At 75.7% G+C, this 22,002-nt stretch carries 20 protein-coding genes; 5 read left to right on the top strand and 15 right to left on the bottom strand.

Annotated features, from left to right (window positions below; genetic code table 11):
• The first annotated feature begins 24 nt into the window (after positions 1-24).
• Complete coding sequence (locus tag IG69_RS0102285) at positions 25-882, top strand: SGNH hydrolase domain-containing protein (RefSeq protein ID WP_030526566.1); 858 nt, start codon at positions 25-27, stop codon at positions 880-882.
• Here the strand turns inward: IG69_RS0102285 and IG69_RS0102280 are convergent.
• The 6 genes from IG69_RS0102280 to IG69_RS0102255 all read right to left on the bottom strand — a co-directional run bounded on the left by IG69_RS0102280 (position 872) and on the right by IG69_RS0102255 (position 9,949).
• Positions 872-2,878, bottom strand: coding sequence for an ABC transporter ATP-binding protein (locus IG69_RS0102280; RefSeq protein ID WP_030526565.1), 2,007 nt, complete (start codon positions 2,876-2,878; stop codon positions 872-874). The genes IG69_RS0102285 and IG69_RS0102280 overlap by 11 nt on opposite strands.
• Positions 2,875-4,608: an ABC transporter ATP-binding protein gene (locus tag IG69_RS0102275; protein WP_030526564.1), complete on the bottom strand. Its 1,734-nt coding sequence runs from the start codon at positions 4,606-4,608 to the stop codon at positions 2,875-2,877. Before IG69_RS0102275 ends, IG69_RS0102280 begins: the two co-directional genes overlap by 4 nt.
• Positions 4,608-5,210: a TetR/AcrR family transcriptional regulator gene (locus IG69_RS19860; protein ID WP_157577279.1), complete on the bottom strand. Its 603-nt coding sequence runs from the start codon at positions 5,208-5,210 to the stop codon at positions 4,608-4,610. Before IG69_RS19860 ends, IG69_RS0102275 begins: the two co-directional genes overlap by 1 nt.
• Positions 5,211-5,450: 240 nt before the next feature.
• Complete coding sequence (locus IG69_RS0102265; protein ID WP_030526562.1) at positions 5,451-6,959, bottom strand: DUF7059 domain-containing protein; 1,509 nt, start codon at positions 6,957-6,959, stop codon at positions 5,451-5,453.
• An 84-nt stretch (positions 6,960-7,043) separates the two neighbouring features.
• Positions 7,044-9,413, bottom strand: coding sequence for a sodium-translocating pyrophosphatase (locus IG69_RS0102260; RefSeq protein WP_036828677.1), 2,370 nt, complete (start codon positions 9,411-9,413; stop codon positions 7,044-7,046).
• A gap of 200 nt (positions 9,414-9,613) precedes the next feature.
• Positions 9,614-9,949, bottom strand: a complete 336-nt coding sequence (locus IG69_RS0102255; protein WP_030526560.1) for an STAS domain-containing protein — start codon at positions 9,947-9,949, stop codon at positions 9,614-9,616.
• Between the two features lie 88 nt (positions 9,950-10,037).
• On the opposite strand from IG69_RS0102255, the gene IG69_RS0102250 reads away from it, so the two are divergent.
• Both IG69_RS0102250 and IG69_RS0102245 read left to right on the top strand, forming a co-directional pair.
• Positions 10,038-12,320: a DEAD/DEAH box helicase gene (locus IG69_RS0102250; RefSeq protein WP_030526559.1), complete on the top strand. Its 2,283-nt coding sequence runs from the start codon at positions 10,038-10,040 to the stop codon at positions 12,318-12,320.
• Positions 12,321-12,452: 132 nt separating this feature from the next.
• Positions 12,453-12,935, top strand: coding sequence for a hypothetical protein (locus IG69_RS0102245; RefSeq protein WP_051750060.1), 483 nt, complete (start codon positions 12,453-12,455; stop codon positions 12,933-12,935).
• Positions 12,936-12,958: 23 nt separating this feature from the next.
• Here IG69_RS0102245 and IG69_RS19855 read toward each other — a convergent pair whose 3' ends face one another.
• The 9 genes from IG69_RS19855 to IG69_RS0102200 all read right to left on the bottom strand — a co-directional run bounded on the left by IG69_RS19855 (position 12,959) and on the right by IG69_RS0102200 (position 19,941).
• Entirely contained in the window at positions 12,959-13,315 is a 357-nt protein-coding gene (locus IG69_RS19855; RefSeq protein WP_051750059.1) for an Rv3654c family TadE-like protein, read from the bottom strand.
• Positions 13,312-13,680 (bottom strand): TadE family type IV pilus minor pilin, encoded by a 369-nt coding sequence (locus IG69_RS19850; protein ID WP_036828673.1) that lies wholly within the window; start codon positions 13,678-13,680, stop codon positions 13,312-13,314. Before IG69_RS19850 ends, IG69_RS19855 begins: the two co-directional genes overlap by 4 nt.
• Positions 13,677-13,829: a DUF4244 domain-containing protein gene (locus tag IG69_RS0102230; protein WP_342666147.1), complete on the bottom strand. Its 153-nt coding sequence runs from the start codon at positions 13,827-13,829 to the stop codon at positions 13,677-13,679. Before IG69_RS0102230 ends, IG69_RS19850 begins: the two co-directional genes overlap by 4 nt.
• Before the next feature lie 249 nt (positions 13,830-14,078).
• Entirely contained in the window at positions 14,079-14,618 is a 540-nt protein-coding gene (locus tag IG69_RS20790; protein WP_245616067.1) for a type II secretion system F family protein, read from the bottom strand.
• Positions 14,618-15,343, bottom strand: a complete 726-nt coding sequence (locus IG69_RS0102220; RefSeq protein ID WP_030526554.1) for a hypothetical protein — start codon at positions 15,341-15,343, stop codon at positions 14,618-14,620. Before IG69_RS0102220 ends, IG69_RS20790 begins: the two co-directional genes overlap by 1 nt.
• Positions 15,340-16,533: a TadA family conjugal transfer-associated ATPase gene (locus tag IG69_RS22640; RefSeq protein WP_051750056.1), complete on the bottom strand. Its 1,194-nt coding sequence runs from the start codon at positions 16,531-16,533 to the stop codon at positions 15,340-15,342. Before IG69_RS22640 ends, IG69_RS0102220 begins: the two co-directional genes overlap by 4 nt.
• Positions 16,530-17,258, bottom strand: coding sequence for a CpaE-like family protein (locus IG69_RS22635; RefSeq protein WP_051750054.1), 729 nt, complete (start codon positions 17,256-17,258; stop codon positions 16,530-16,532). Before IG69_RS22635 ends, IG69_RS22640 begins: the two co-directional genes overlap by 4 nt.
• Positions 17,259-18,192: 934 nt before the next feature.
• Positions 18,193-19,059 carry a Fic family protein gene (locus IG69_RS0102205; RefSeq protein ID WP_030526551.1) on the bottom strand — a complete coding sequence of 289 codons (867 nt, stop codon included), beginning with the start codon at positions 19,057-19,059 and terminating at the stop codon, positions 18,193-18,195.
• A 9-nt stretch (positions 19,060-19,068) separates the two neighbouring features.
• Positions 19,069-19,941, bottom strand: coding sequence for a thioesterase family protein (locus tag IG69_RS0102200; RefSeq protein ID WP_030526550.1), 873 nt, complete (start codon positions 19,939-19,941; stop codon positions 19,069-19,071).
• Positions 19,942-19,998: 57 nt separating this feature from the next.
• Here IG69_RS0102200 and IG69_RS0102195 point away from each other — a divergent pair, with 57 nt between their 5' ends.
• Both IG69_RS0102195 and IG69_RS0102190 read left to right on the top strand, forming a co-directional pair.
• Complete coding sequence (locus tag IG69_RS0102195) at positions 19,999-21,195, top strand: sensor histidine kinase (RefSeq protein ID WP_030526549.1); 1,197 nt, start codon at positions 19,999-20,001, stop codon at positions 21,193-21,195.
• Positions 21,196-21,217: 22 nt separating this feature from the next.
• Entirely contained in the window at positions 21,218-22,000 is a 783-nt protein-coding gene (locus tag IG69_RS0102190) for a LytR/AlgR family response regulator transcription factor (RefSeq protein ID WP_030526548.1), read from the top strand.
• The last annotated feature ends 2 nt before the right edge of the window (positions 22,001-22,002 follow it).

The raw sequence follows: 22,002 nt of genomic DNA, 5'->3' as shown, positions 1-22,002 counted from the left end.
GTCCCCGTCGACCCCGCGCAGGTCGTGACGGCGGTCGGGGACGCGACGACGACGCGTGCCCTCCCCGCCAACCTCTCCCCCGCGCTCGCCGACGTCCCGCAGGACACCCCCTCCCCGACGACCGGCGACGGCATCTCGTGCATGGTCGACCTGCTCGACACGAGCATCGCCCGCGACCCCGCCGGCACCTGCGTCTTCGGCGACCCGACCGCCGACACCACCGTCGTCCTCGCCGGCGACAGCCACGCCTACCAGTGGCTGCCCGCGCTCGAGGCCGTCGCCGTGCAGCGGGGCTGGCGCGTCGTGTCGATGACCAAGTCCGGCTGCCCGCTCTACGACGTCCGGCTCGTCAACACCCTGCTCAAGCGCGACTACCGCGAGTGCTACGCCTGGCGCGGTGAGGTGCTCGCGCGGATCGCGGCGGAGAAGCCGGATCAGGTGCTCCTCAGCGCCTTCACCGGCTCCGAGAAGCCCGACCCCGGGTTCACCGGGCGCTGGGCCGACGGCGTGGAGAAGACGGTCGGCGGCCTGCGCGCACAGGGCATCGGGGTGACGGTCCTCGCCGACACGCCCTACCCCCGCCGCGACGTGCCCGAGTGCCTCGCCGCCCACCTCGACGACGCCCGCGCGTGCGCCGTGCCCCGGGACGAGGCCCTCAGCGACCCGACGCGCCGCGCGGCCACGCTGCGCGCGGCCCGGCAGGCCGGCGCGAGCACCGTCGACCCCACCGCGTGGTTCTGCACGCGCAGCACCTGCCCGGTCGTCGTCGGCACGACGGTCGTCTACAGCGACAACAGCCACATGAGCGCGACGTGGTCCACGGCCACCCGCCGGCTGCTGGCCGACGAGCTCGCCCGGATCTCGCCGGTCCTCACGGGCTGACCGACGCCTCCTCGAGGTCGCCGACGGCGCCCTCGAACTGGGCGGCGTGCAGCCGGGCGAACGCGCCGCCGGCGGCGAGCAGCTCGGCGTGCGAGCCGCGCTCGACGATGCGTCCGGCCTCCATGACGAGGATGAGGTCGGCGTCCCGGATCGTCGAGAGCCGGTGCGCGATGACGAAGCTCGTGCGGTCGCTGCGCAGCGCGGCCATCGCGTGCTGGACGAGCAGCTCGGTGCGGGTGTCGACCGAGCTCGTGGCCTCGTCGAGGATGAGCAGCGACGGGTCGGCGAGGAACGCGCGGGCGATCGTGATGAGCTGTCGCTCACCGGCGCTGATGTTGTCGGCCTCGGCGTTGAGCACGGTCTCGTAGCCGTCCGGCAGCGAGTGCACGAAGCGGTCGACGTACGTGGCGCGCGCGGCCTCGAGGATCTCGTCCTCGGTGGCGCCGGGTCGCCCGTAGGCGATGTTGTCGCGGATCGTGCCCGCGAACAGCCAGGTGTCCTGCAGGACCATGCCGGTGCGCGAGCGCAGGTCGTGACGGGTCAGCTCGCGGATGTCCCTCCCGTCGAGGGTGATCCGACCGCCGTCGAGCTCGTAGAAGCGCATCACGAGATTGACCAGCGTCGTCTTGCCGGCGCCGGTCGGGCCGACGATGGCGACGGTCTGCCCGGGCTCCACGAGGAGGTCGAGGTGCTCGATGAGCGGCTCGTCCGGCGAGTACGAGAACGACACGTCCTCGAAGGCCACGCGGCCGCGAGGGTCGTCGATGCGGACGGGCGTCCCGGAGTCGGGCTCCTGCTCGGGGGCGTCGAGGACCTCGAACACCCGCTCGGCGGAGGCGACCCCGCTCTGCATGAGGTTCGCCATCGACGCCACCTGGGTCAGCGGCTGCGTGAACTGGCGCGAGTACTGGATGAACGCCTGCACGTCACCGAGGCTCATCGTGCCGCTCGCGACTCGCAGGCCGCCGACGACGGCGATGGCGACGTAGTTGAGGTTCCCGATGAACATGAGCGTCGGCATGATGACGCCGCTGATGAACTGCGCGCGGAAGCTCGCGTGGTGCAGCGCGTCGTTGGACACGGCGAACTCGCGGTCGGCCTCGGCCTGCCGGCCGAAGACCTTGACGAGCTCGTGCCCGGTGAAGGTCTCCTCGACGACGGCGTTGACCTCGCCGGTGCTCTTCCACTGCTGGACGAAGTGCCCCTGCGACCGCTTGCCGATGGCCGCCGTGACGACCATCGTCACCGGGATCGTCACGAGGGCGATGACCGCGAGCAGCGGCGAGATGTAGACCATCATCGCGATCATCGCGACGACGGTGAGGAGCGAGGTGACGAGCTGGCTGAGGGTCTGCTGGAGGCTCTGCGCGACGTTGTCGATGTCGTTGGTGACGCGGCTGAGCAGCTCGCCGCGCGGCTGGGCGTCGAAGTACGGCAGCGGGAGCCGGTTGAGCTTGTCCTCGACCGCCTCGCGCAGCCGGTAGACGGTGCGGTTGACCGCGCTGACGAGCAGCCGGCCCTGGACCAGCTGGAGCACCGCGGCGAGGACGTAGATGCCGAGGACGAGCATCAGCACGCGCCCGACCGCGCCGAAGTCGATGCCCTGCCCGGGCACGACGTCGTCCATGGCGGCGAGCACGTCGGCGACGGTGCCCTGCCCGCGCTGCCGCAGGGCCTCGACCGCCTGCTCCTGCGTGACCCCGGCCGGGATCTGCCGGCTGAAGACGCCGGCGAAGATCAGGTCGGTGGCCCGGCCGAGGATCTTCGGGCCGACCGCGTTGAGCACGACCGAGCCGAGGGCCAGGACGAGCGCCCCGACGACGACCGGGCGCTCCGGTCGCAGCAGGCCGAGGACGCGCTTGGCCGACGGCCCGAAGTTCTGCGACTTCTCGGTCGGCATGCCGAGCTGGGCGTGCGGCGGGCCGCCGCGGCGGGCCCCCGCGGGACCGCGCCGGGCCTCGGCCGCCTTCTCCTCCTCGTTCTTCAGCTCGCTCATGCGACCTCCTCCATCGCCTGCTGGCTCTCGACGATCTCGACGTACGTGGGGCATGACGCGACGAGCTCGTCGTGGGTGCCGACCCCGACCACCGCGCCGTCCTCGAGGACGACGACCTGGTCGGCGTGGCGGATGCTCGAGACGCGCTGCGCCACGACCACGACGGTCGCGTCGCGGGTGACCGGCCGCAGGGCCGCACGCAGCCGCGCGTCGGTGGCGACGTCGAGGGCCGAGAACGCGTCGTCGAAGAGGTAGACGGCCGGGCGCCGGACCAGGGCCCGGGCGATGGCCAGCCGCTGGCGCTGGCCGCCGCTGACGTTGGTGCCGCCCTGCGCGATGGGCGTCTCGAGGCCCTGCGGCATCGCCCGTACGAAGTCCTCGGCCTGCGCGATGCGCAGGGCCTCCCACAGCTCCTCGTCCGTCGCGTCCGGGTCCCCGTGGCGCAGGTTGCTCGCGACCGTCCCGCTGAACAGGTAGGGCCGCTGCGGCACGAGCCCGACCCGCGACCACAGGTCCTCGGGCGCGGTGTCGCGCACGTCGACCCCGCCGACGAGCACCGCCCCCTCGGAGACGTCGTGCAGGCGCGGGACGAGGCCCACGAGCGTCGTCTTGCCCGAGCCCGTCGAGCCGACGACGGCCGTCGTCGTGCCCGGCCGCGCGGTGAACGACACCTCGCGCAGGACCGGCGCGTCGGCGCCGGGGTAGGCGAAGGTCGCGGCGCGCAGCTCGACGGCGACCGGGCCGTCCGGGAGGGCGACCGGCTGCTCCGGTGGGTGGACGGAGGAGCGGGTGTCGAGCACCTCGACGATGCGCCCGGCCGAGACGGTGGCCCGCGGGATCATCATCGACATGAAGGTCGCCATCATCACCGACATGAGGATCTGGATCAGGTAGGACATGAAGGCGGTCAGCGCGCCGATCTGCATGGCGCCGGAGTCGATCCGCATCGCCCCGAACCACAGCACGGCGACGGTCGAGGCGTTGAAGACGACCATGACGATGGGGAAGGCCAGGGCCATGAGCCGGCCGACCGCGAGCGCGGTGCCCGTGTAGGTGTCGTTGGCGTCGGCGAAGCGCTGCCGCTCGACGTCCTCGCGGACGAAGGCGCGCACGACGCGGATGCCGGTGATCTGCTCGCGCAGGATCCGGTTGACCGTGTCGACGGCCTTCTGCATCGCGCGGAAGTGGGGGATCATCCGGCTGATGACGAGGCCGACCGAGGCCCCGAGCAGCGGGACCGCGACGGCGACGAGCCACGAGAGCCCGATGTCCTCGCGCAGCGCCATGACGACGCCGCCGACCATCATGATCGGCGCCGAGACCATGATGGCCAGCCCCATGTAGACGACCTGCTGCACCTGCGTGACGTCGTTCGTCGAGCGGCTGATGAGGGTCGGCGCACCGAACCGCGAGACCTCGCGCGCGGAGAACGACCCGACCCGGCTGAACACCGCCGCCCGCACGTCGCGGCCCATCGACGCCGCGGTGAGGGCGGCGATCCGGGTCGCGGCGATCGTCGCGACGACCTGGAGCAGCGAGACACCGAGCATGAGCATCCCCGCGTTGAGGATGAACCCGGTGTCCCCCACCGCCACTCCCTCGTCGATGATGCGCCCGTTGAGGCTCGGCAGGTAGAGGGAGGCCAGCGTGCCGGCCAGCTGGAGGAGGAGCAGCAGCACGAGCGGACCGGCGTAGGGGCGCAGGTGCGTGCGGACGAGGCGGACGAGCATCAGCGGGCCTCTCGGTCGGTGTGGTGGCGGGTGCCGTCGAGGACGACGGAGACGATCTCGGCCGGCGTCATCGACCGGACGGGGAACATCGGGTGGGCGCTCGAGAGCGTCAGGTGGGCGAGGATGTTGACGACGGTCGAGGGGTCGAACCGCAGGGAGCCGGCGTCCGGGCCGATGAGGTCGACGAACGCGGCGTCGACGGCCGGGTCGCTCATCGAGCGGCGCTTCGGCGGCCCGTCCGGCGGGCGCTGCGGCGGCACCGCAGCCGAGTGGAGGGTGGCCATCAGCCCGATGGCCCGCTCGAGGTGCGCGTGCATCACGGCGACCCCGGCGGCCAGGCGCTCGTCGAGGGTGAGCCCGGGGTCGATGCCCCGCAGGCGCGCCACCGCCGCGGTGGTGTCGAAGACGGCTGCGGCACAGGCCCCGACGAGCTCCTCCTTGGTGCCGAAGGCCCGGAAGACGGTGCCCTCGGCGATGCCGGCGGCCTCGGCGACCTGCTTCGTCGTCAGCGCCGGGCCGTGCTCGCGCAGGAGCGGGATCGTCACCTCGACGATCGCCGAGCGGCGCTCCTCGGGGCTCATGGCGGGGGCGCGAGGGGTCACGAGCAGCCATCGTAAGTGAGTGAGCACTCACTCACAAGCAGTTTTCCCGGACACGGCGGACCCCGCCCTCCGGGCAGGGGTGGAGGGCGGGGCCGAGGAGCCGCGCGTCGGGCGGGAACACGTTCCCGTGCAGGGGGGTTCCGACCGCAGCGGGTTCATCCTGTCCGGAGGTGGACAGGCGCGGCCCACCCCGGCCCGGCGTGCCGCTGTGGCCTGCGTCACACTCGCAGGACCCGCAGGTCAGCGGGTCTCGACGAGCAGCCCGTCCTTGACCGCGTCCCGGAGGAAGCGGGTCACCTCGGCCCGCACGGCCTCGTCGTCGGCCCCGAGCAGGCCGCCGATGGCCGCGGCGGCCTGCCGCGCGGTGAGCTCGCCGTCGCACACCGAGACCAGCGCGGCGGTCACCGTCGACAGGGTCAGCTGGCGACGCAGCCCGCCGCCCTGCCGCAGGAGGACGAGCAGCGCGTCCTCCTCCCCCGGCGTGCGGTGGGTCTCGACGTCGACGTCGGCGGCGCACCGCCAGGCGACGTCGAGGAGCGCGTCGTCGTCGTGCTCGGCGAGCCAGGTCCGGGCGTCGAGGCCGGCGAGGACCGTCGGGCCCATCGGCGTGGCGACCGGCCAGCCGACCTCGACGAGGTCGCGGAAGGGCGCGCGGTCGGTCCGCGGCCGCTGCAGCGTGATGACCCCGAAGCCGATGGACTCGACGTCGCGGGCCGCGAAGTCGTCGAGCCACGCCGCGTACATCGCGTTGAAGTCGGCCGTGCCGGGGTGGTGCCCACCGTCGCGCGACCACGTCTCGGCGTACTCGGCCGGGTCCTGCACCTCGCGCTGGACGACCCACGCGTCCAGGCCCGTCCCCTCGAGCCACTCCTCGACCCGGGTGCGCCAGTGGGCGCCCCGCGGCACCTCCCAGTTGCCGAGCAGCTGGGCGATGCCGCCCGGCTCCAGGTGCTCGCCCACGGAGCGGACGAGGTCGCGGACGACGTCGTCGCCGGAGGCCCCGCCGTCGCGGTACTCGAAGAGCGGGACCGCGCCCGAGCGCGGCGTGATGACGAACGGCGGGTTGCTCACGACGAGGCCGAAGCGCTCGCCGTCGACCGGGGCCAGCATCGAGCCGGCGCGCACGTCCCACTCGGCGCCGTCGAGGAGCGCGTTGAACCGGGCGTAGCCGAGGGCCCGCTCGGACAGGTCGGTGACGACCACCTCGTCCGCGTGGTCCTCGAGGTGAAGGGCCTGCACCCCGCACCCCGTGCCGAGGTCGAGCGCACGCTCGACGTGCGGCCGAGGCGTCCACGCCGCGAGGGTCGCGGAGGCGCCGCCGATGCCGAGGACGTGGTCGGGCTCGAGGGGCCGGCCGAGCGCGAGCTCGCCGAGGTCGGAGGCCACCCAGCGGTCGCGCCCGTCGGCGGCGTAGGGACGCAGGTCGCAGAGCGCCACGAGGGCGTCCCCCTCCGGCGCCACGAGCCCGAGGGCGACCGCGCCCTCCACGCCGAGGGTCGGCAGGGCCGTGGCCACCTCGGCGGCGTCGACGGGGTCGCCGAGCGTGAAGAGGCGCACGAGGACGGCGCGCGGGTCCTCGGAGTCGGCCGTCGCGCGGCGGGCGGGCAGCGCCTGTTCGCGGTCGAGCGCCGCGGCCGCCATCGGGCCGAGGAGGGCGGTCACGCCGCCGACGGTGAAGCCGGTCGCGGTGAGGTCGTCGCGCAGGCGCCCGACGAGGTCGGCGTCGGCGAGGGGCGGGTTCGCGGTCATCGGGACGAGCCTAGGGGGTCCGCCGGGACGCGACGAGGGGCCGGCCCCGGGTGGGACCGGCCCCTCGTCGAGGGTGGGCCGGGGTCAGACCTGCGCGGGGCGGGTCTCCTCCGCCGGGGCCGCCTCGGGGTCCTCGTCCCCGCCGATGGCGAGGTCGCGGCTCTTGGAGACCGCGACCGCCGCGACGACGACGACGAACGCGATCGCCGCGATGCCGTAGCGGATCGGGGCCGAGGCGTCCACGCCGATCGACAGGGTGATGATGGCCGGCGCGATGAGCACCGAGACGAGGTTCATCACCTTGATGAGCGGGTTGATGGCCGGTCCGGCGGTGTCCTTGAAGGGGTCGCCGACGGTGTCGCCGATGACGGTCGCGGCGTGGGCCTCGCTGCCCTTGCCGCCGTGCGCACCGTCCTCGACGATCTTCTTCGCGTTGTCCCACGCCCCGCCGGAGTTGGCGAGGAAGACGGCCATGAGCGCACCGGACCCGATGGCGCCCGCGAGGAAGCCGGCGAGCGCGCCGACCCCCAGGCCGAAGCCGACGGCGACCGGCATGAGCGCGGCGAGGAGACCCGGCGTGGCGAGCTCGCGCAGCGAGTCCTTCGTGCAGATGTCGACGACCTTGCCGTACTCGGGCTTGGCCGTGCCCTCCATGATCCCGGGGATCTCACGGAACTGGCGGCGCACCTCGAAGACGATGGCGCCGGCGGCACGGGTCACCGCGTTGATCGCGAGGCCGGAGAAGAGGAACACGACCGCCGCGCCGAGGATGAGCCCCACGAGCGTGGACGGCGTCGTGATGACACCCTCCGCCTCCGTGACGAACTCCTGGGCCGACTGCAGCTGCTCCTGGCTGAGCCCGCTCGCGTCGAGCGAGCGGACCGCGGTCTGCCAGGCGTCGGTGTAGGAGCCGAAGAGCGCGGTCGCCGCGAGGACCGCGGTCGCGATCGCGATGCCCTTGGTGATCGCCTTCGTCGTGTTGCCGACGGCGTCGAGCTCGGTGAGGATCTGGGCGCCCTCGCCGTCGACGTCGCCGGACATCTCGGCGATGCCCTGGGCGTTGTCCGAGACCGGGCCGAAGGTGTCCATCGCGACGATGACGCCGACCGTGGTCAGCAGGCCGCAGCCGGCGAGGGCGATGAGGAAGAGCGCGAGGGCCGTCGAGCCGCCACCGAGGAGGAAGGCGAGGTAGACGGCACCACCGATGATCGCCGCGGTGTAGACGGCCGACTCGAGGCCGACGCCGATGCCCGAGAGGACGACCGTGGCCGCCCCGGTGAGCGAGGTCCGCGCGACGTCCTTCGTCGGGCGCTTGTCGGTCCCGGTGAAGTGGCCGGTCAGCCAGAGGATGACGCCGGCGAGCGCGATGCCGATGACGACCGCGAGGACCGCCGCCTGGCGGGGGTCGCCCGCGAGCTGCTGGATGCCGGCGTTGGCGCTCCCGAGCTCGGCGTAGGTGCTCGGGAGGTAGGTGTAGGCCGCGACCGCGGAGAGCACGACCGAGACGGCGGCCGCGATGTAGAAGCCGCGGTTGATGGCACTCAGCGGGTTCTCGCCGGGGCGGGCCTTGGTGATGTAGACGCCGAGCAGCGCGGTGATGGCGCCGATCGCCGGGACGATGAGCGGGAAGACGAGACCGTAGGCGCCGAACGCGACCGAGCCGAGGATCAGCGCCGCGACGAGGGTCACCGCGTAGGACTCGAAGAGGTCGGCGGCCATGCCGGCGCAGTCGCCGACGTTGTCACCGACGTTGTCGGCGATGGTCGCCGCGTTGCGCGGGTCGTCCTCGGGGATGCCGGCCTCGACCTTGCCGACGAGGTCGGCGCCGACGTCGGCGGCCTTGGTGAAGATGCCGCCACCGACGCGCATGAACATCGCGAGCAGGGCCGCGCCGAAGCCGAAGCCCTCGAGGACCTTCGGGGCGTCGCCCTTGTAGAGCAGGACGACGACCGAGGCACCGAGCAGGCCCAGGCCGACGGTCGCCATGCCGACGACGCCGCCGGTGCGGAAGGCGATCTTCATGCCGAGGTCACGACCGCCCGGCTGGCGGGCCGCGGAGGCGACGCGCACGTTCGCCTTCACCGCGAGGCTCATGCCCAGGTAGCCGATGGCCGCGGAGAACAGCGCGCCGACGACGAAGAACGCCGACCGGCCGAGCCGGACCCCGAAGGTGTCGGCGGGCAGGAGGAACAGCAGACCGAAGACGAGGACGACGAAGATGCCGAGGGTGCGGAACTGGCGGCTCAGGTACGCCTGGGCCCCCTCCTCCACGGCGGCGCCGATCTCCTGCATCTTCTCCGTGCCCGGGTCGGCGGCGAGGACCTGTCGACGGAACACGACGCCCATGACGAGGGACACGAGCGCGATGACCGCGACCGTGACCACCAGCGTCAGGTTCGTGCCCGTGAGGTCCAGGCCTCCTGACTCGGCGGTCGCGAGTGCGAGGGGTGCCATTCCATCCTCCTTGACGGCGTGGACCGCCCCCGAGCGCGAACAGCGCCTCGACAAGGGCGGACGGCACGGACCCTACCGGTCCCCTCCGGCGGCCCGCCCGCACAGGACGGAGTGACGCGTTTCACACTCGTCGGCGACGCCGCTGGTCAGGGGCGTGCGGCACCGACCGCGGAGACCCGCGGCGGGGACGTCGTCGCCGGTCAGGCGCCGAGGGCGTCGTCGAGCGTGCCGTGGATGCCGAAGACCTTGTCCAGGCCGGTGATCCGGAAGACCCGCAGGATGCGGTCGCTCGTGCAGACGATGCGCAGCCAGCCGCTGCTGTTGCGGACCGTCTTGAGCCGGCCGACGAGCACACCGAGACCGGTGGAGTCGAGGAACGAGACGGCGTCGAGGTCGACGACGAGGCGGGTGTGCCCGTCGGCGATCTCCTGGTCGAGCGTCTGGCGGAGCTGGGCCGCCGTGTAGACGTCGACCTCGCCCTCGACCGTGACGACGCTGACGTCGTCGTGGTGGGACGTCGTGACGGAAAGCTCCACGCGTCGTACTCCTCGGGTGGCTCAGGCAGCGGTCGGTGCTGGTCACCGGGCTCTGGGGGCGTCGGGACCAAGGATTACCGTAACCGGCGTGTCCAGCCCCGCGCAGCACCTCTCCCGGCTCGCCGGTGACGGGCCGCCCGGTCGGCTGGTCCACGTCGAGGAGATCCCGGCCCGCCCGGCCCGCCTCGCGCAGTGGCCGGACGACCTCGAGCCGGCCGTGCTCTCGGCCCTGCTGGCCGGTGGGCTGGAGCGCCCGTGGAGCCACCAGCGCGAGGCCATCGACCTCGCCCGGGCCGGGCAGCACGTCGTCCTCGCCACCGGCACCGCGTCCGGCAAGAGCCTGGGTTACCTCGTGCCGGTGCTGTCCTCGGTGCTCGAGGCGTCGACCCGCGGCGGCGTGCGCGGACCGACGGCGCTCTACCTCGCACCGACGAAGGCCCTCGCCGCCGACCAGCTCGCCCGCATCGAGGCGTTCGCGGTGCCGGGCGTGCGGGCGGCGACCTACGACGGCGACACCCCACCCGACGAGCGCCGCTGGATCCGCGAGCACGCGAACGTCGTCCTCACCAACCCCGACCTGCTCCACCACTCGCTGCTGCCGGGGCACGCCCGGTGGTCGCGCTTCCTCAGGGACCTCCGGTACGTCGTCGTCGACGAGTGCCACGTGTACCGCGGAGTGTTCGGCGCCCACGTCGCCGCGGTGCTGCGGCGGCTGCGTCGGGTCGCCGGCCGGTACGGCGCGTCCCCGACGGTCGTCCTCGCCTCCGCCACCGTCACCGACCCGGCGGCCCACGCCTCGCGCCTGACCGGGCTGCCGGTGCAGGCCGTGACGACCGACGGCTCCCCGCGCGGGGCGATGACCTTCGCCCTCTGGGAGCCGGTCACAGACGCCGACGGCACGCGGCGCTCGGCGACGACGGAGGCGGCCGAGCTGCTCGCCGACCTCGTCGGGCACGGGGTGCAGACGGTGGCCTTCGCCCGCAGCCGGGCCGGGGCGGAGTCGCTGGCCACCGGCGCGCGGCGCCGGCTCGAGGCCCTCGACCCGGGGTCCGGCGCGGCCGTGGCGGCCTACCGGGGCGGCTACCTGCCGCAGGACCGCCGCGAGCTCGAGCGCGGGCTGCGGTCCGGCGCGGTGCGGGGGCTCGCGGCGACGAACGCGCTCGAGCTCGGCATCGACGTCAGCGGCCTCGACGCCGTGCTCGTGGCCGGATGGCCGGGACGGCGGGCGAGCCTGTGGCAGCAGGCGGGTCGCGCCGGCCGCTCCGGCGGCGACTCGCTCGCCGTGCTCGTCGCCGCCGACGACCCGCTCGACAGCTACCTCGTGACGCATCCCGAGGCGATCTTCGAGGCGCCCGTCGAGGCCACGGTCGTCGACCCCGAGAACCCGCACGTCCTCGCCCCGCACCTCGCGGCGGCCGCCGCCGAGCTGCCGCTCGGCGAGGCCGACCTCGAGCTCTTCGGCCCCGGCAGCCGGCGTCTGCTCGACGTCCTCGTCGCGGGCGGCATCCTGCGGCGTCGCCCGACCGGGTGGTTCTGGGCCCGGGAGGACCGGCCCGCCGAGCACATCTCGCTGCGCGGGGCGAGCGACGTCGTCGCCGTCGTCGAGACGCGCACCGGCCGGGTCGTCGGCACCGTCGACGAGGCCTCGGCCCACGCGCAGGTGCACACCGGGGCGGTGCACGTCCACCAGGGCGAGGCGTGGGTCGTCACCGAGCTCGACCTCGAGGGCCGGGCGGCGCACGTCGTCCGGGGGGACCCGGGCTGGTCGACCTTCGCGGAGTCGGTGAGCCGCTTCGACGTGCTCTCGACCGACCGCGTGGCGCAGCGGGCCCGGGTCCGGGCCGCGTACGGGTCCGTGCGCGTCACGGGGCAGGTCACCGCCTTCACGCGGCGGCTGCCGAGCGGCGAGGTCATCGGCCGGCACGCCCTCGACCTGCCCGAGCGCTCGCTGACGACGAAGGCGGTGTGGTGGACGGTCGACCCCGACGTGCTCGTGGCGGCCGGGGTGGCCGAGGAGGCCGTCCCCGGCGCCCTGCACGCCGCCGAGCACGCGGCGATCGGGATGCTGCCGCTCGTCGCGACCTCCGACCGCTGGGACGTCGGCGGCGTCTCGACCGCGCTGCACCCGGACACCGGCCTGCCGACCGTCATGGTCTACGACGGCTACCCCGGCGGCGCCGGGTTCGCGGAGCGCGCCTTCGTCGCGTTCGAGGCCTGGGTGCGCGCGACCCGGGACGCCGTGCTCGGCTGCCCGTGCCGCAGCGGCTGCCCCGCGTGCGTGCAGTCGCCGAAGTGCGGCAACGGCAACGAGCCGCTGGACAAGGCCGGGGCCGTGGTCGTCCTCGAGCTGGCCCTCGCGGCCGCGGGCTGAACGCCGTCCGGCCGACCGGCTCCGACCACTGCGAAGGGCGCAGTTGGCTCCGCCGGCCACCGACCCTCGACGCCCGACGACGGGTGCCACGCAGGGCGCTTCGCCGCTGGTCAGGGCGGTAGCCTCCGGGACATGGTCCTCCTCGGTGTCGTCCTCGTCGTCCTCGCCCTCGGCGTGGGGGCTCTCCTCGTCCTCGGCGCCGTCCGCCTCGACGACCCGGTGGTGATGAACGTGCTCGGCGGCCAGGTGGAGCTGCCGCCGATCGTCTTCCTCGTCAGCGGCATGGTCGTCATCTCCCTCTTCTGGCTGGGCTGGGTCGTCCTGCGCAGCGGCCTCAAGCGCGGCCACCGCCGCCGGGTCCAGGCTCGCGAGGCCGACCGCACCGCCCAGGAGGAGCGCGCCGCCGAGCAGAAGCGCCTCAAGGAGGAGGTCGACGCCCGCGAGCGCCAGCTCGCCGAGGAGCGTCGCCGCCACGAGGAGGAGGCCGCCGAGCTGCGCCGCCAGGCCGACGAGCGCGTCGCCGAGCAGCACGTCGCGACCGAGACCGCCCGCCGCCGGGCCGAGGTCGCCGAGTCCCGCACCGACGGCACGCCCACCGACGTCCGCCGCGACTGACCACCACCCCTCCGCCCAGCACGTCACCTCGCGCCGCCGCCCCCGGCCTCGGGGCCGGCGCGGGCCGTCGCGTCGACCGCCGTGGGCAGGCCCGGCCAGCCCACGGCGTCGAGCGTGACCGACACCCGCACGAGGACCGACCCGTCCTCCCCTGCGCCACAGGCGACGAGCCGCGCCCTGTTGCGGGTCGCCACGTCGCCGGCCGCGGAGCAGTCGGGCGGGCCTCCACCCACGAGCGGACCGGCCGCCGCCAGCGCCCCGAGGTCGGCGGCGGCGCGGGCGCGGTGGACGTCGGTGGCCACCCCGGCGAGGACCAGGCCCCCGGTCGCCACGGCCACGACGGCCCCCGCCGCTCCGACCACGAGCACGGTGGCGCTCACGGGAGGTCCTGACCGGCGTCCTCACGCCGGGCGACGACGACCGCCTCGACGGACGGTGCCGGCCCGAGCGTGCCCAGCAGGGGTGGCGCCGCCGACCGGACCGCCACCTCGACCCGGCCGCCCGCCACGGACACCCCGATGACGGCGTCGCGTGGCGCGACCCGCTGCGCCGCCGCGCGCGCGAGCGCCTCGTCCTCGCCCCGCGCGAGCAGCCGCGCTCCGACCTGCGCGGCGTCCGCGCAGCGCAGCCGGTCGACCCCGAGCCGCACCGCGGACAGGGCCAGGGCCAGCACGAGGAGGAGCGCCGGGACGGCCACGGCCAGCTCGGCCGTGACCGCCCCGCGCTCGCACCGACGACCGGTCACGTCCCGAGCGCCGACACGATGATGCTCGTCAGCGCACCCTTGACCGGGCCGGACCTGACGACCACCAGCAGCAGCGCCGCGAACGCCACCGCGGCGACGGTGCCGACGGCGTACTCGGCCGTCGTCATCCCGGCCTCGCCGCGCGGCACCCGACGGACCACCCTCCTGACGAACCGAACCACCCGTGCTCCCATGGCAGACCTCCCTGCGTCCGGGGCGCGACCGCTCGCGCCCTCCTCGCCCACCGTCGCCCGCCACGGTCGGCGGGGTCGAGGGGCGCCGGCCGATCTGTGGACGACGGCGTCGCGCCGGCACCCCTGTGGACGACGGAGCGGCTCTGACGGACCCGCGGCGACCACCGGGCAGCGCACGACCCGGCACCCGTCGGCGTCCGGGCGTCAGCCCCAGCGGGAGAGCAGCGTCAGGACGACGGGCACGACCGTCGTCGCGACGAACCCCGGCAGGAAGCACAGCCCGAGCGGCAGCACGAGCAGGACACCGGCGCGGGCGCCCGCGGCCTCCACGCGGCGGGACTCGGCGACGCGCATCCGGTCCGCGGCGTCCTCGAGGAGGTCCGCGGGCGGCGCCCCGGCGGACGCGGCGGCGTGCCACGCCGCCGCGGCGGGCGCCCACCCCGGACCGACGCGGGCCCACGCGCGGTCCGTGGGCTCGCCCCAGCGCTGCGCGGCCGCGACGACGCCGAGGGCGCTGCCCGCCGGCCCGTCGTCGACGGCCGCGACGGTCTCGAGGGCCTCGACCACCCCGCCACCGCCCCGGACGACGGCCGCGAGGAGGAGCAGGGCCGTCGCCGCCTCCTCGACCGTCGCCGGGGCCGACCCGTCTGTCCGTCGGCCGCGTGGCCGCCTGGGCCACGGCGCGCCCCGGCGGCGCCCCACGAGCAGCAGGGCGAGCGCGGACGCGAGGGCCGCGAGCAGCATCACGCGCTCCCGTCGGTGCGGCCCGGACGCCCGGCCGCCCCGACCAGACGACGCGCCCACGCCCAGCCCGACAGCGTCAGGAGGGCGCCGACGCCGGCGGAGAGCCGGGCCGCGGGCGTCGCGTAGAGGACGGCCGGCGACAGGCCCAGGGCGAGGCCCACGGCCGGCCCGACCAGCGGCAGCGCGGTGAGGACGCGCATCGAGGCCCGGGGCCCGGCGAGCGTCGCGTCCCGGAGGTCGCGCGCCGCCGAGCGCGCGCGCAGCGACGCGGCCGCCGCAGCGGTCGTGTGCGCGGCGGCCGCTCCGGTCTCCTCGGACAGGCTCCAGGCCCGGGCGAGCAGCCGCAGGTCCTCGCTCGCCCGCGGCGGACCATCGACGGACGGCGCCGTGAGGACACCGGCCACGCCGTCACCGCGCGCGAGCGCCGCCTCCAGGCGCGTCCGCAGCCACGGCGCGGCCGCCACGACCCCGGGAGAGCGGGCCGCCACGAGGGCGGCCGCGGCCAGGGGCACGCCGGCGCGCAGCGCGACCGCGGCCACCTCCGCCGCCTCGGCCACCCAGGACTCCTCCCCGCGCCGCCCGAGCCCGGGCACCCACCGCCGGGAGGACGTCCCGGCCCGCCCGGTGATGCCCCGGCCGGTCCCGGCGCGGGACGTACCGGGAGCGGGCCCGGGCCACGCCAGCAGGGTCGCAACCACGACGAGGAGCGCGGCGACGAGGCTCACGTCGCCCCCCGCGGCAGCGGTGTGGTGCCGGGTGGCAGGAGCACCGAGAGGTGTGGCCACGCCGGGCCGGCCCGGGCGCCCGCCGGCCCGTTCTCCAGCGCCACGTCGACGTGCACGAACCCGTCGGGGCCGGGGCGCAGGACACCGACCGAGCCGACCCGTCGGCCGGCCCCGTCGCGCACGACGTGGACCACGGCGTGCAGGGCCCCGCGCAGCTGGGCGTGCACCGCCGCCCGGGGCATCCCGACGAGGGAGGCGAGCGCCTCGAGGCGGGCCGGGACCTCCTGCGGGCCGTTGGCGTGCAGCGTCCCGGCCCCGCCCTCGTGCCCCGTGTTGAGCGCCGCGAGGAGGTCGCGGACCTCGCCGCCGCGCACCTCCCCCACCACGAGGCGGTCCGGACGCATCCGCAGCGCCTGCCGGACGAGCACCGACAGCGAGACCTCGCCGGCGCCCTCGACGTTGGGCGCACGGCCCTGCAGCCGGACGACGTGCGGGTGGAGCGGGTCGAGCTCGCGGACGTCCTCGACGACGACGAGCCGCTCGTGGGGCGGGCACTGCGCGAGCAGCGCACCGAGGACCGTCGTCTTGCCGGCGCCCGTCCCCCCGGTGACGAGCAGGCTGCGCCGGGCCGCGACGAGCCCGCCGAGCACCGCTGCGGTCGCGGCGTCGGCCATCCCGTGCTCGACGATCGAGGGCACCCCGGCGAGCCGCCGCCGGGGGATGCGCAGGCTGAGGTGCGCGCCGTCCTCGACGAGCGGCGGCAGGACGGCGTGGAGACGCACGCCCCCGGGCAGGAGGCCGTCGACCCACGGCTGGGCGTCGTCGAGCCGGCGGCCGGCCAGCCCGGCGAGCCGGGTCGCCAACGGCCGGACCCCGGCCCGCGGGACGCGGACGTCCGCGGCGTGGACGCCGTCACCGCGGTCGACCCACACGGAGCCGTCGCCGTTGACGAGGACGTCGGTGACCGCGTGGTCCTCGAGGAGCGGGGCGAGGGGCCCCAGGCCGACGAGAGCGACCTCGAGCTCGCGACCGGCGCGGGCACCACCCTCGTGCCCGAGCAGCGGCACCGAGGCCCGGGCGACCGCGGCGATGCGGGCCGGGGTCGGCCCCTCCCCCGCGGCGATGGACCGCTCGACGGGGCCGGCGAACCGGCCGGGCGGCGCCGGGCCCCGGCGAGCGCCGGGCCTCACGACGCCTCCGCGAGGGCCGCGGCCACGGCCTCGGCACACCGGCGCAGGGCCCCTCGGGTGCTTCCCGGCCACAGACCCCGCTCGGCCTCGCGCTCCGCCTGAGGGTCGTCCGAGAGGTGGTGGAGGTGAGGGACCCCGAGGTGGTGGCGCAGGTCGTCGAGGACCGCCGCGTCCGGCCGGGTCCCCCGGGTCACGAGCCGGAGCCCCGGCGGCTCGACACAGCTCTCGGCGACCTCGGCGAGGTGGCCGACGACGGCGTCCGCGTCGGCCAGGCGACGCGTCTGCAGCCCGGTGAGGACGACGACGAGCGCCGCCCGGGGCAGCAGGGCGGTCAGGTGGGGCGAGGCGCCGGGGACGTCGACGACGACCGGCTCCCCCGCCTCGACGAGGCAGGTCAGGGTGTCGGCGACGGCCTCGGGCGCGAGGTCGCGGGTCGCCGCCCCGGCCGCTGCGAGGACCCGCACCCCCGCCTCGGCCGGCAGCGCGTCGAGGAGCGGCCGCGCGGGAGCCGCCCCCCGCAGGCGGGCGAGCGCCGGCCACCGGTGACCGGGCAGGTGCTCGACGCCCGCGGTGACGTCGAGGCCGCCACCGGTGACGTCGAGGTCGACGACGGTCGCGCCGCCGTGCGCCCCGGCGAGCCGGCGCCCGGCCGCGAGGGCGGTGCTGCTCGCGCCGAGGCCGCCCGAGGCGCCGACGACGAGGAGGAGCGGTGTGGATGCGTCCATGACGGCAGGCTGGCCCGTCGGTTCCGCACCCCACCAGGGGGTCGGGCTCATCTGTGGACGACGACGGCCGGGTCGCCCACCTGTGGACGAAAGGGTCTCCGCGACCCGGGACATCGATGGGTGCGAGCGGGTCCGGACATGGGACGGCCCCGGTCGGGGGCGGGGTCCCCGCGGCCGGGGCATCGATGGGTGCGAGCGGGTCCGGACATGGGACGGCCCCGGTCGGGGGCGGGGTCCCCGCGGCCCGGGGCATCGATGGGTGAGAGCGGGTCCGGACATGGGACGGCCCCGGTCGGGGGGACAACCGGGGCCGTCGGCGAGCCGAGCTCCGGGGGGGAGAAGCCGGTTCGCCGGTCGCTCAACCCCGAAGGGGAGCGAGTGAGTACATCGTGACCCATGGGTGGCCTCGCGCGCAAGCCCGGCACATCGACCACGGAAAACTATCTGAGAATGTCCACAGGTATACGGGATCCGTAGGTTTTCTCCGGATTCTTCCACGATTGCCGACAGTTTGTCCCCGCCTTCGCGTGATCGACGCCGTGCGTGGGCCGAGCACGAGTTCGCGTGGCCTGCGGCACCCCGGTTCGTCCGCGAGACCCCGGCTCGGAGCCGGGGTCTCGTGGACATCTCGGGGTCACCCCGACATGTGCAGGTGGGAGGGGCGCCGAGGGACGACGACGGGCCGGGCCGGGCGCACGACGACGCCCTCGTCGGGGGACGAGGGCGTCGTCCTGCCGCGGTCTCCGGGCGACCAGGCGTGCTGTCGTGCCGTGGCCGTGGGACGAGCCCGACGGCGACCGGTCCATCAGTGGACTGCCCGCGCGTGGGTACCCGTCGTCCGCGGTAGGTCTGGCGTGAGGGCCGGGGCCCTCACCACCAGTTGTACTCCTGCGCACCGCCGCCGACAACCGGTCGGGACGGAGAGGGGCGCGGCTCAGCCGAGGCGGCCGGCGAGCACGGCGTCGGCGACGAGCACGCCCTCGTCGGCGGCGGCGCGGACCGCGGTGCAGCAGTGCGAGACCCAGAGGCCGACGCCCGCGGCGTCCCCGCGTCCGTACGCGGCGAGCGCGCCGAGGTAGGCCGCGCCGCCGCCGGCGGCGTGCCCGGCCTCGGTCACCGCGACCCCGGTCGGGTCCAGGCCGCCGGCGTGGACGACGGCCCGGTCGAGGGCGCGGGCGACGACCGCGTTGCCCCGCACGAACGGGCGGACCGTCGCGAGCTCGGCGTGCACGACGGCCGCGGCGACGACGACGGGCAGGCGCGGGAGGGCGAGCAGCACCTCGGCGACCCCCCGCAGCCGCCCGGCGACCTCGACGGCCGCCGGCGCCGGGCCGAGGTCGGTCAGCTCGCCGCAGTCCTCGCCCGGCAGTCGCGGGCGACCCAGCGCGTCGTCGGGGACGAGACCGGCCGCGGCCACCGTGTGCAGGCGGGCGAGCGCCTGGGCCGGGGCGCGCAGGACGAGGGCCTCGACGTGCTCGGTCTCCGCGGTGGCCGCCACCACCCCGCGTGCCACACGCTCGACGGGGTCGGGCTGCGGCGTCCAGGTCGCGGCGCCGCGGACGATGTCGCGGACGGCGTCGAGCGGGACCGTCGCGCCCTCGAGCCCGGCGCTCGCGACGGCGCCGCGCACCCGCGACTCGGCCGCGGCCTCCGCGGTGCGGCGGCGCAGCGCGTTGTGCCAGCGCAGCCGGGTGCACGCCTCGCGGGCGGCCTCGACCTGCTCGGGCAGCCCCGGCAGCTCGGCGAGCCGGGCCACGGCCTCGACGGCGGGCGACGGGCCGGACGGCGGGGCAGCAGGCACGCGCGCAGCCTAGCCAGCGGGGGCGACGAGGCCCCCGGCCGGGACCCGGATGCCCGCCAGCTGCCGGGCCCGCGCGACGAGCCGTCCGGTGGAGTCCCACACGTCGGCGTCCTCGACGTACACCGAGCCGGCGACGGCGTCGGCGCGCAGGGCGACCTGCAGCCACCCCGGCGCGGGCCGGCCGAGCACCTGCCCGCTCATCTCGTACGTCGGGGCCCAGCCCGCGACCCCGAGGTCGAAGGCGACGGGCATGAGGCAGTCGACGACGAAGGGCAGCATCGCGACGTCGGGCTCGCGGCCGTCGGCCATCCGCACCCAGGCGCGCAGCTCGCCGCGCCCGGTCGGGCGGCCCACGGCGAACCCTGCCGTCGCGGGGTCGACGCGCACGTCGAGCCGGTCGAGCAGCGTGATGCCCTCGCCGGGCCCCCCGGGCTCGCGCCGCGCCGGCACGCACGCCTCGGGCGCCGGCATCGCGGGCGCGGCGGGCCAGCGGTGCCCCGGCTCGGCGGTGACCGAGAGGTCGCCGAGCGTGGCGGTGACCCTGGCCCGCTCGACCGGCCCCTCACCGGCGTCCTGCAGCAGGCGCACTGCCCCGGTCGACACGGAGCGGCCGACGCGCAGCACCTCGGCGCGCACCTCGACCGGGCCGGGCTGGGCCGCCGAGAGGAAGAACGTGCTCCACGCGAGGACGTCGGGGTGCCCCTCCCCCGCCGGCCCCTCGACGAGCGCGCGCGCCCCGAGCGCCATGAGCACGCCGCCGTTGACCGCCGCACCGACGACCCATCCGGCGCCGAGCTCGCCGACCCCCACCGCCTCACCCGCGCCCACGGTCGCCGGCCCGTCGGGCCAGGACAGCCGCAGCACCTCGTCGAGCTCGCCCACGCACCACACCTCTTCGTCGCTCTGCCGCACCGGACCCCGCGAGCCTAGGGTGTGCCCATGACGGGCAGCATCCACTGGCCGACGGCGGTGCTCGTCGCCGGGACGATGCTGCTGCTCTGGCTCGGTGTCGCGCTCCTGCGGCGCAGCCGGCGGCGCGGCTTCATCTCCGAGACCGACCGCGCGACGTACGCCACGCTGCACACCGCCTCGCTCGCCTCGCGCCACCTCGCGGACGGCCTCACCCCCGAGTCGGCCGAGCGCGCCGGGCGCCACCTCCTGTCCATCCTCGGCGCCCACGCCGTGTCGCTCGCGACCCCCGGCAGCGTGCTGTCGTGGACCGGCACCGGCGAGCACCACCGCGACCTCGCCGTGCCCCTCGGCGAGCAGACCCTCGAGACCGGCCGCACCGTCGCGCACGGCCCCGACACCGTCGGCTGCTCCGACCCCGACTGCCCGGTGCGGATGGCCGTCACGGCGCCGCTCGTCTCGGACGACCTCGTCGTCGGCACCCTCACGGCGTGGACCGCGTACTCCTCCCCCGGCCTGACCCGCGCGACCCAGGAGGTCGCCGCGTGGGTCTCGAGCCAGCTCGCCCTCGCCGAGCTCGCGCGCACCCGCGGGCAGGTCGTCGAGGCCGAGCTGCGGGCGCTGCGGGCGCAGATCAGCCCGCACTTCATCTACAACAGCCTCGCCGCGATCGCCTCGTTCGTGCGCACCGACCCCGACCGCGCCCGCGAGCTGCTGCTCGACTTCGCCGACTTCACCCGGTACGCGCTGCGCACCGGCGGCACGTTCACGACGCTCGCCGAGGAGCTGCGCAACGTCGAGCGCTACCTCGTCCTCGAGCAGGCCCGCTTCGGCGACCGGCTCCAGGTGTCGCTCCTCGTCGCGCCGGAGGTGCTCACCGTCACCGTCCCCTACCTCGCGGTGCAGCCGCTCGTGGAGAACGCGGTCCGCCACGGGCTCGCGACGAAGGAGGGGCCGGGGCACGTGAGCATCACCGCGACCGACCTCGGCACCGAGGCCGAGATCGCCATCGAGGACGACGGCGTCGGCACCGACCCCGAGCACGTCCGGACCATCCTCGACGGCGCCCGGGCCACCGACTCGGTGGGCCTCGGCAACGTCGACGCGCGGCTGCGGCAGGTCTACGGCGACGAGTTCGGGCTCGTCGTCGAGACCGCCCCGGGGGCCGGGACGCGGGTCAGCTTCCGTGTGCCGAAGTTCGCACCCGGGGTCCACGCACAATCCTGACCGGTGGCCTAGGCTGCCCGGCATGTCCGCGGAGCGGGGGCTGGTGGTGCTCGTCGTCGACGACGAGCTCCCCGCGCTGTCCGAGCTCGGGTACCTCCTCGAGCGCGACGAGCGCGTCGCCGAGGTCATCACCGCGAGCAGCGGCACCGAGGCGCTCCAGGTGCTCGACGCCCGCGACGTCGACGTCGTCTTCAGCGACATCTCGATGCCCGGCCTGGACGGGATGGCCCTCGCGCGGGTCATCAGCCGGTTCAGCGAGCGGCCGCAGGTCGTGTTCGTCACCGCGCACGAGCGGCACGCCGTCGACGCCTTCGCGCTCGACGTCACCGACTACGTCATGAAGCCGGTCCGCGAGCAGCGCATCGCCGAGGCCGTCCGCCGCGTCGTCGAGCAGCGCGAGCGCGGCAGCGCCCGCCCCCCGGCCGACGCACCGCCCGCCGCGCCGGCGGTCGAGGACGAGACCATCCCCGTCGAGCTCGGCGGCGTCACCCGCTTCATCACGCGCAGCCAGATCCGCTACGCCCAGGCGCACGGCGACTACGCCCGCCTGCACACCGAGGCCGGCAGCCACCTCGTCCGCGTGCCGCTCAGCCTGCTCGAGGAGAAGTGGGCGGACTTCGGGTTCGTCCGCATCCACCGCAGCACCCTCGTCGCGCTCCCCCACGTCTCCGAGGTCCGGATGGACCACGGCCGCTGCTCGGTGCTCGTCGGTCGCGTCGAGCTGCAGGTCAGCCGCCGCCACACCAAGGAGCTGCGCGACACCCTCCTGCGCCGCCCGCTCGGCGAGCGCCACGCCGGGGACTGACC

The organism is Phycicoccus jejuensis (assembly GCF_000720925.1).
In the GTDB taxonomy this organism is placed as follows: domain Bacteria; phylum Actinomycetota; class Actinomycetes; order Actinomycetales; family Dermatophilaceae; genus Phycicoccus; species Phycicoccus jejuensis.
Note: the sequence above shows the minus strand (reverse complement) of the source record. Positions and strands in the feature narration are given on the sequence as shown.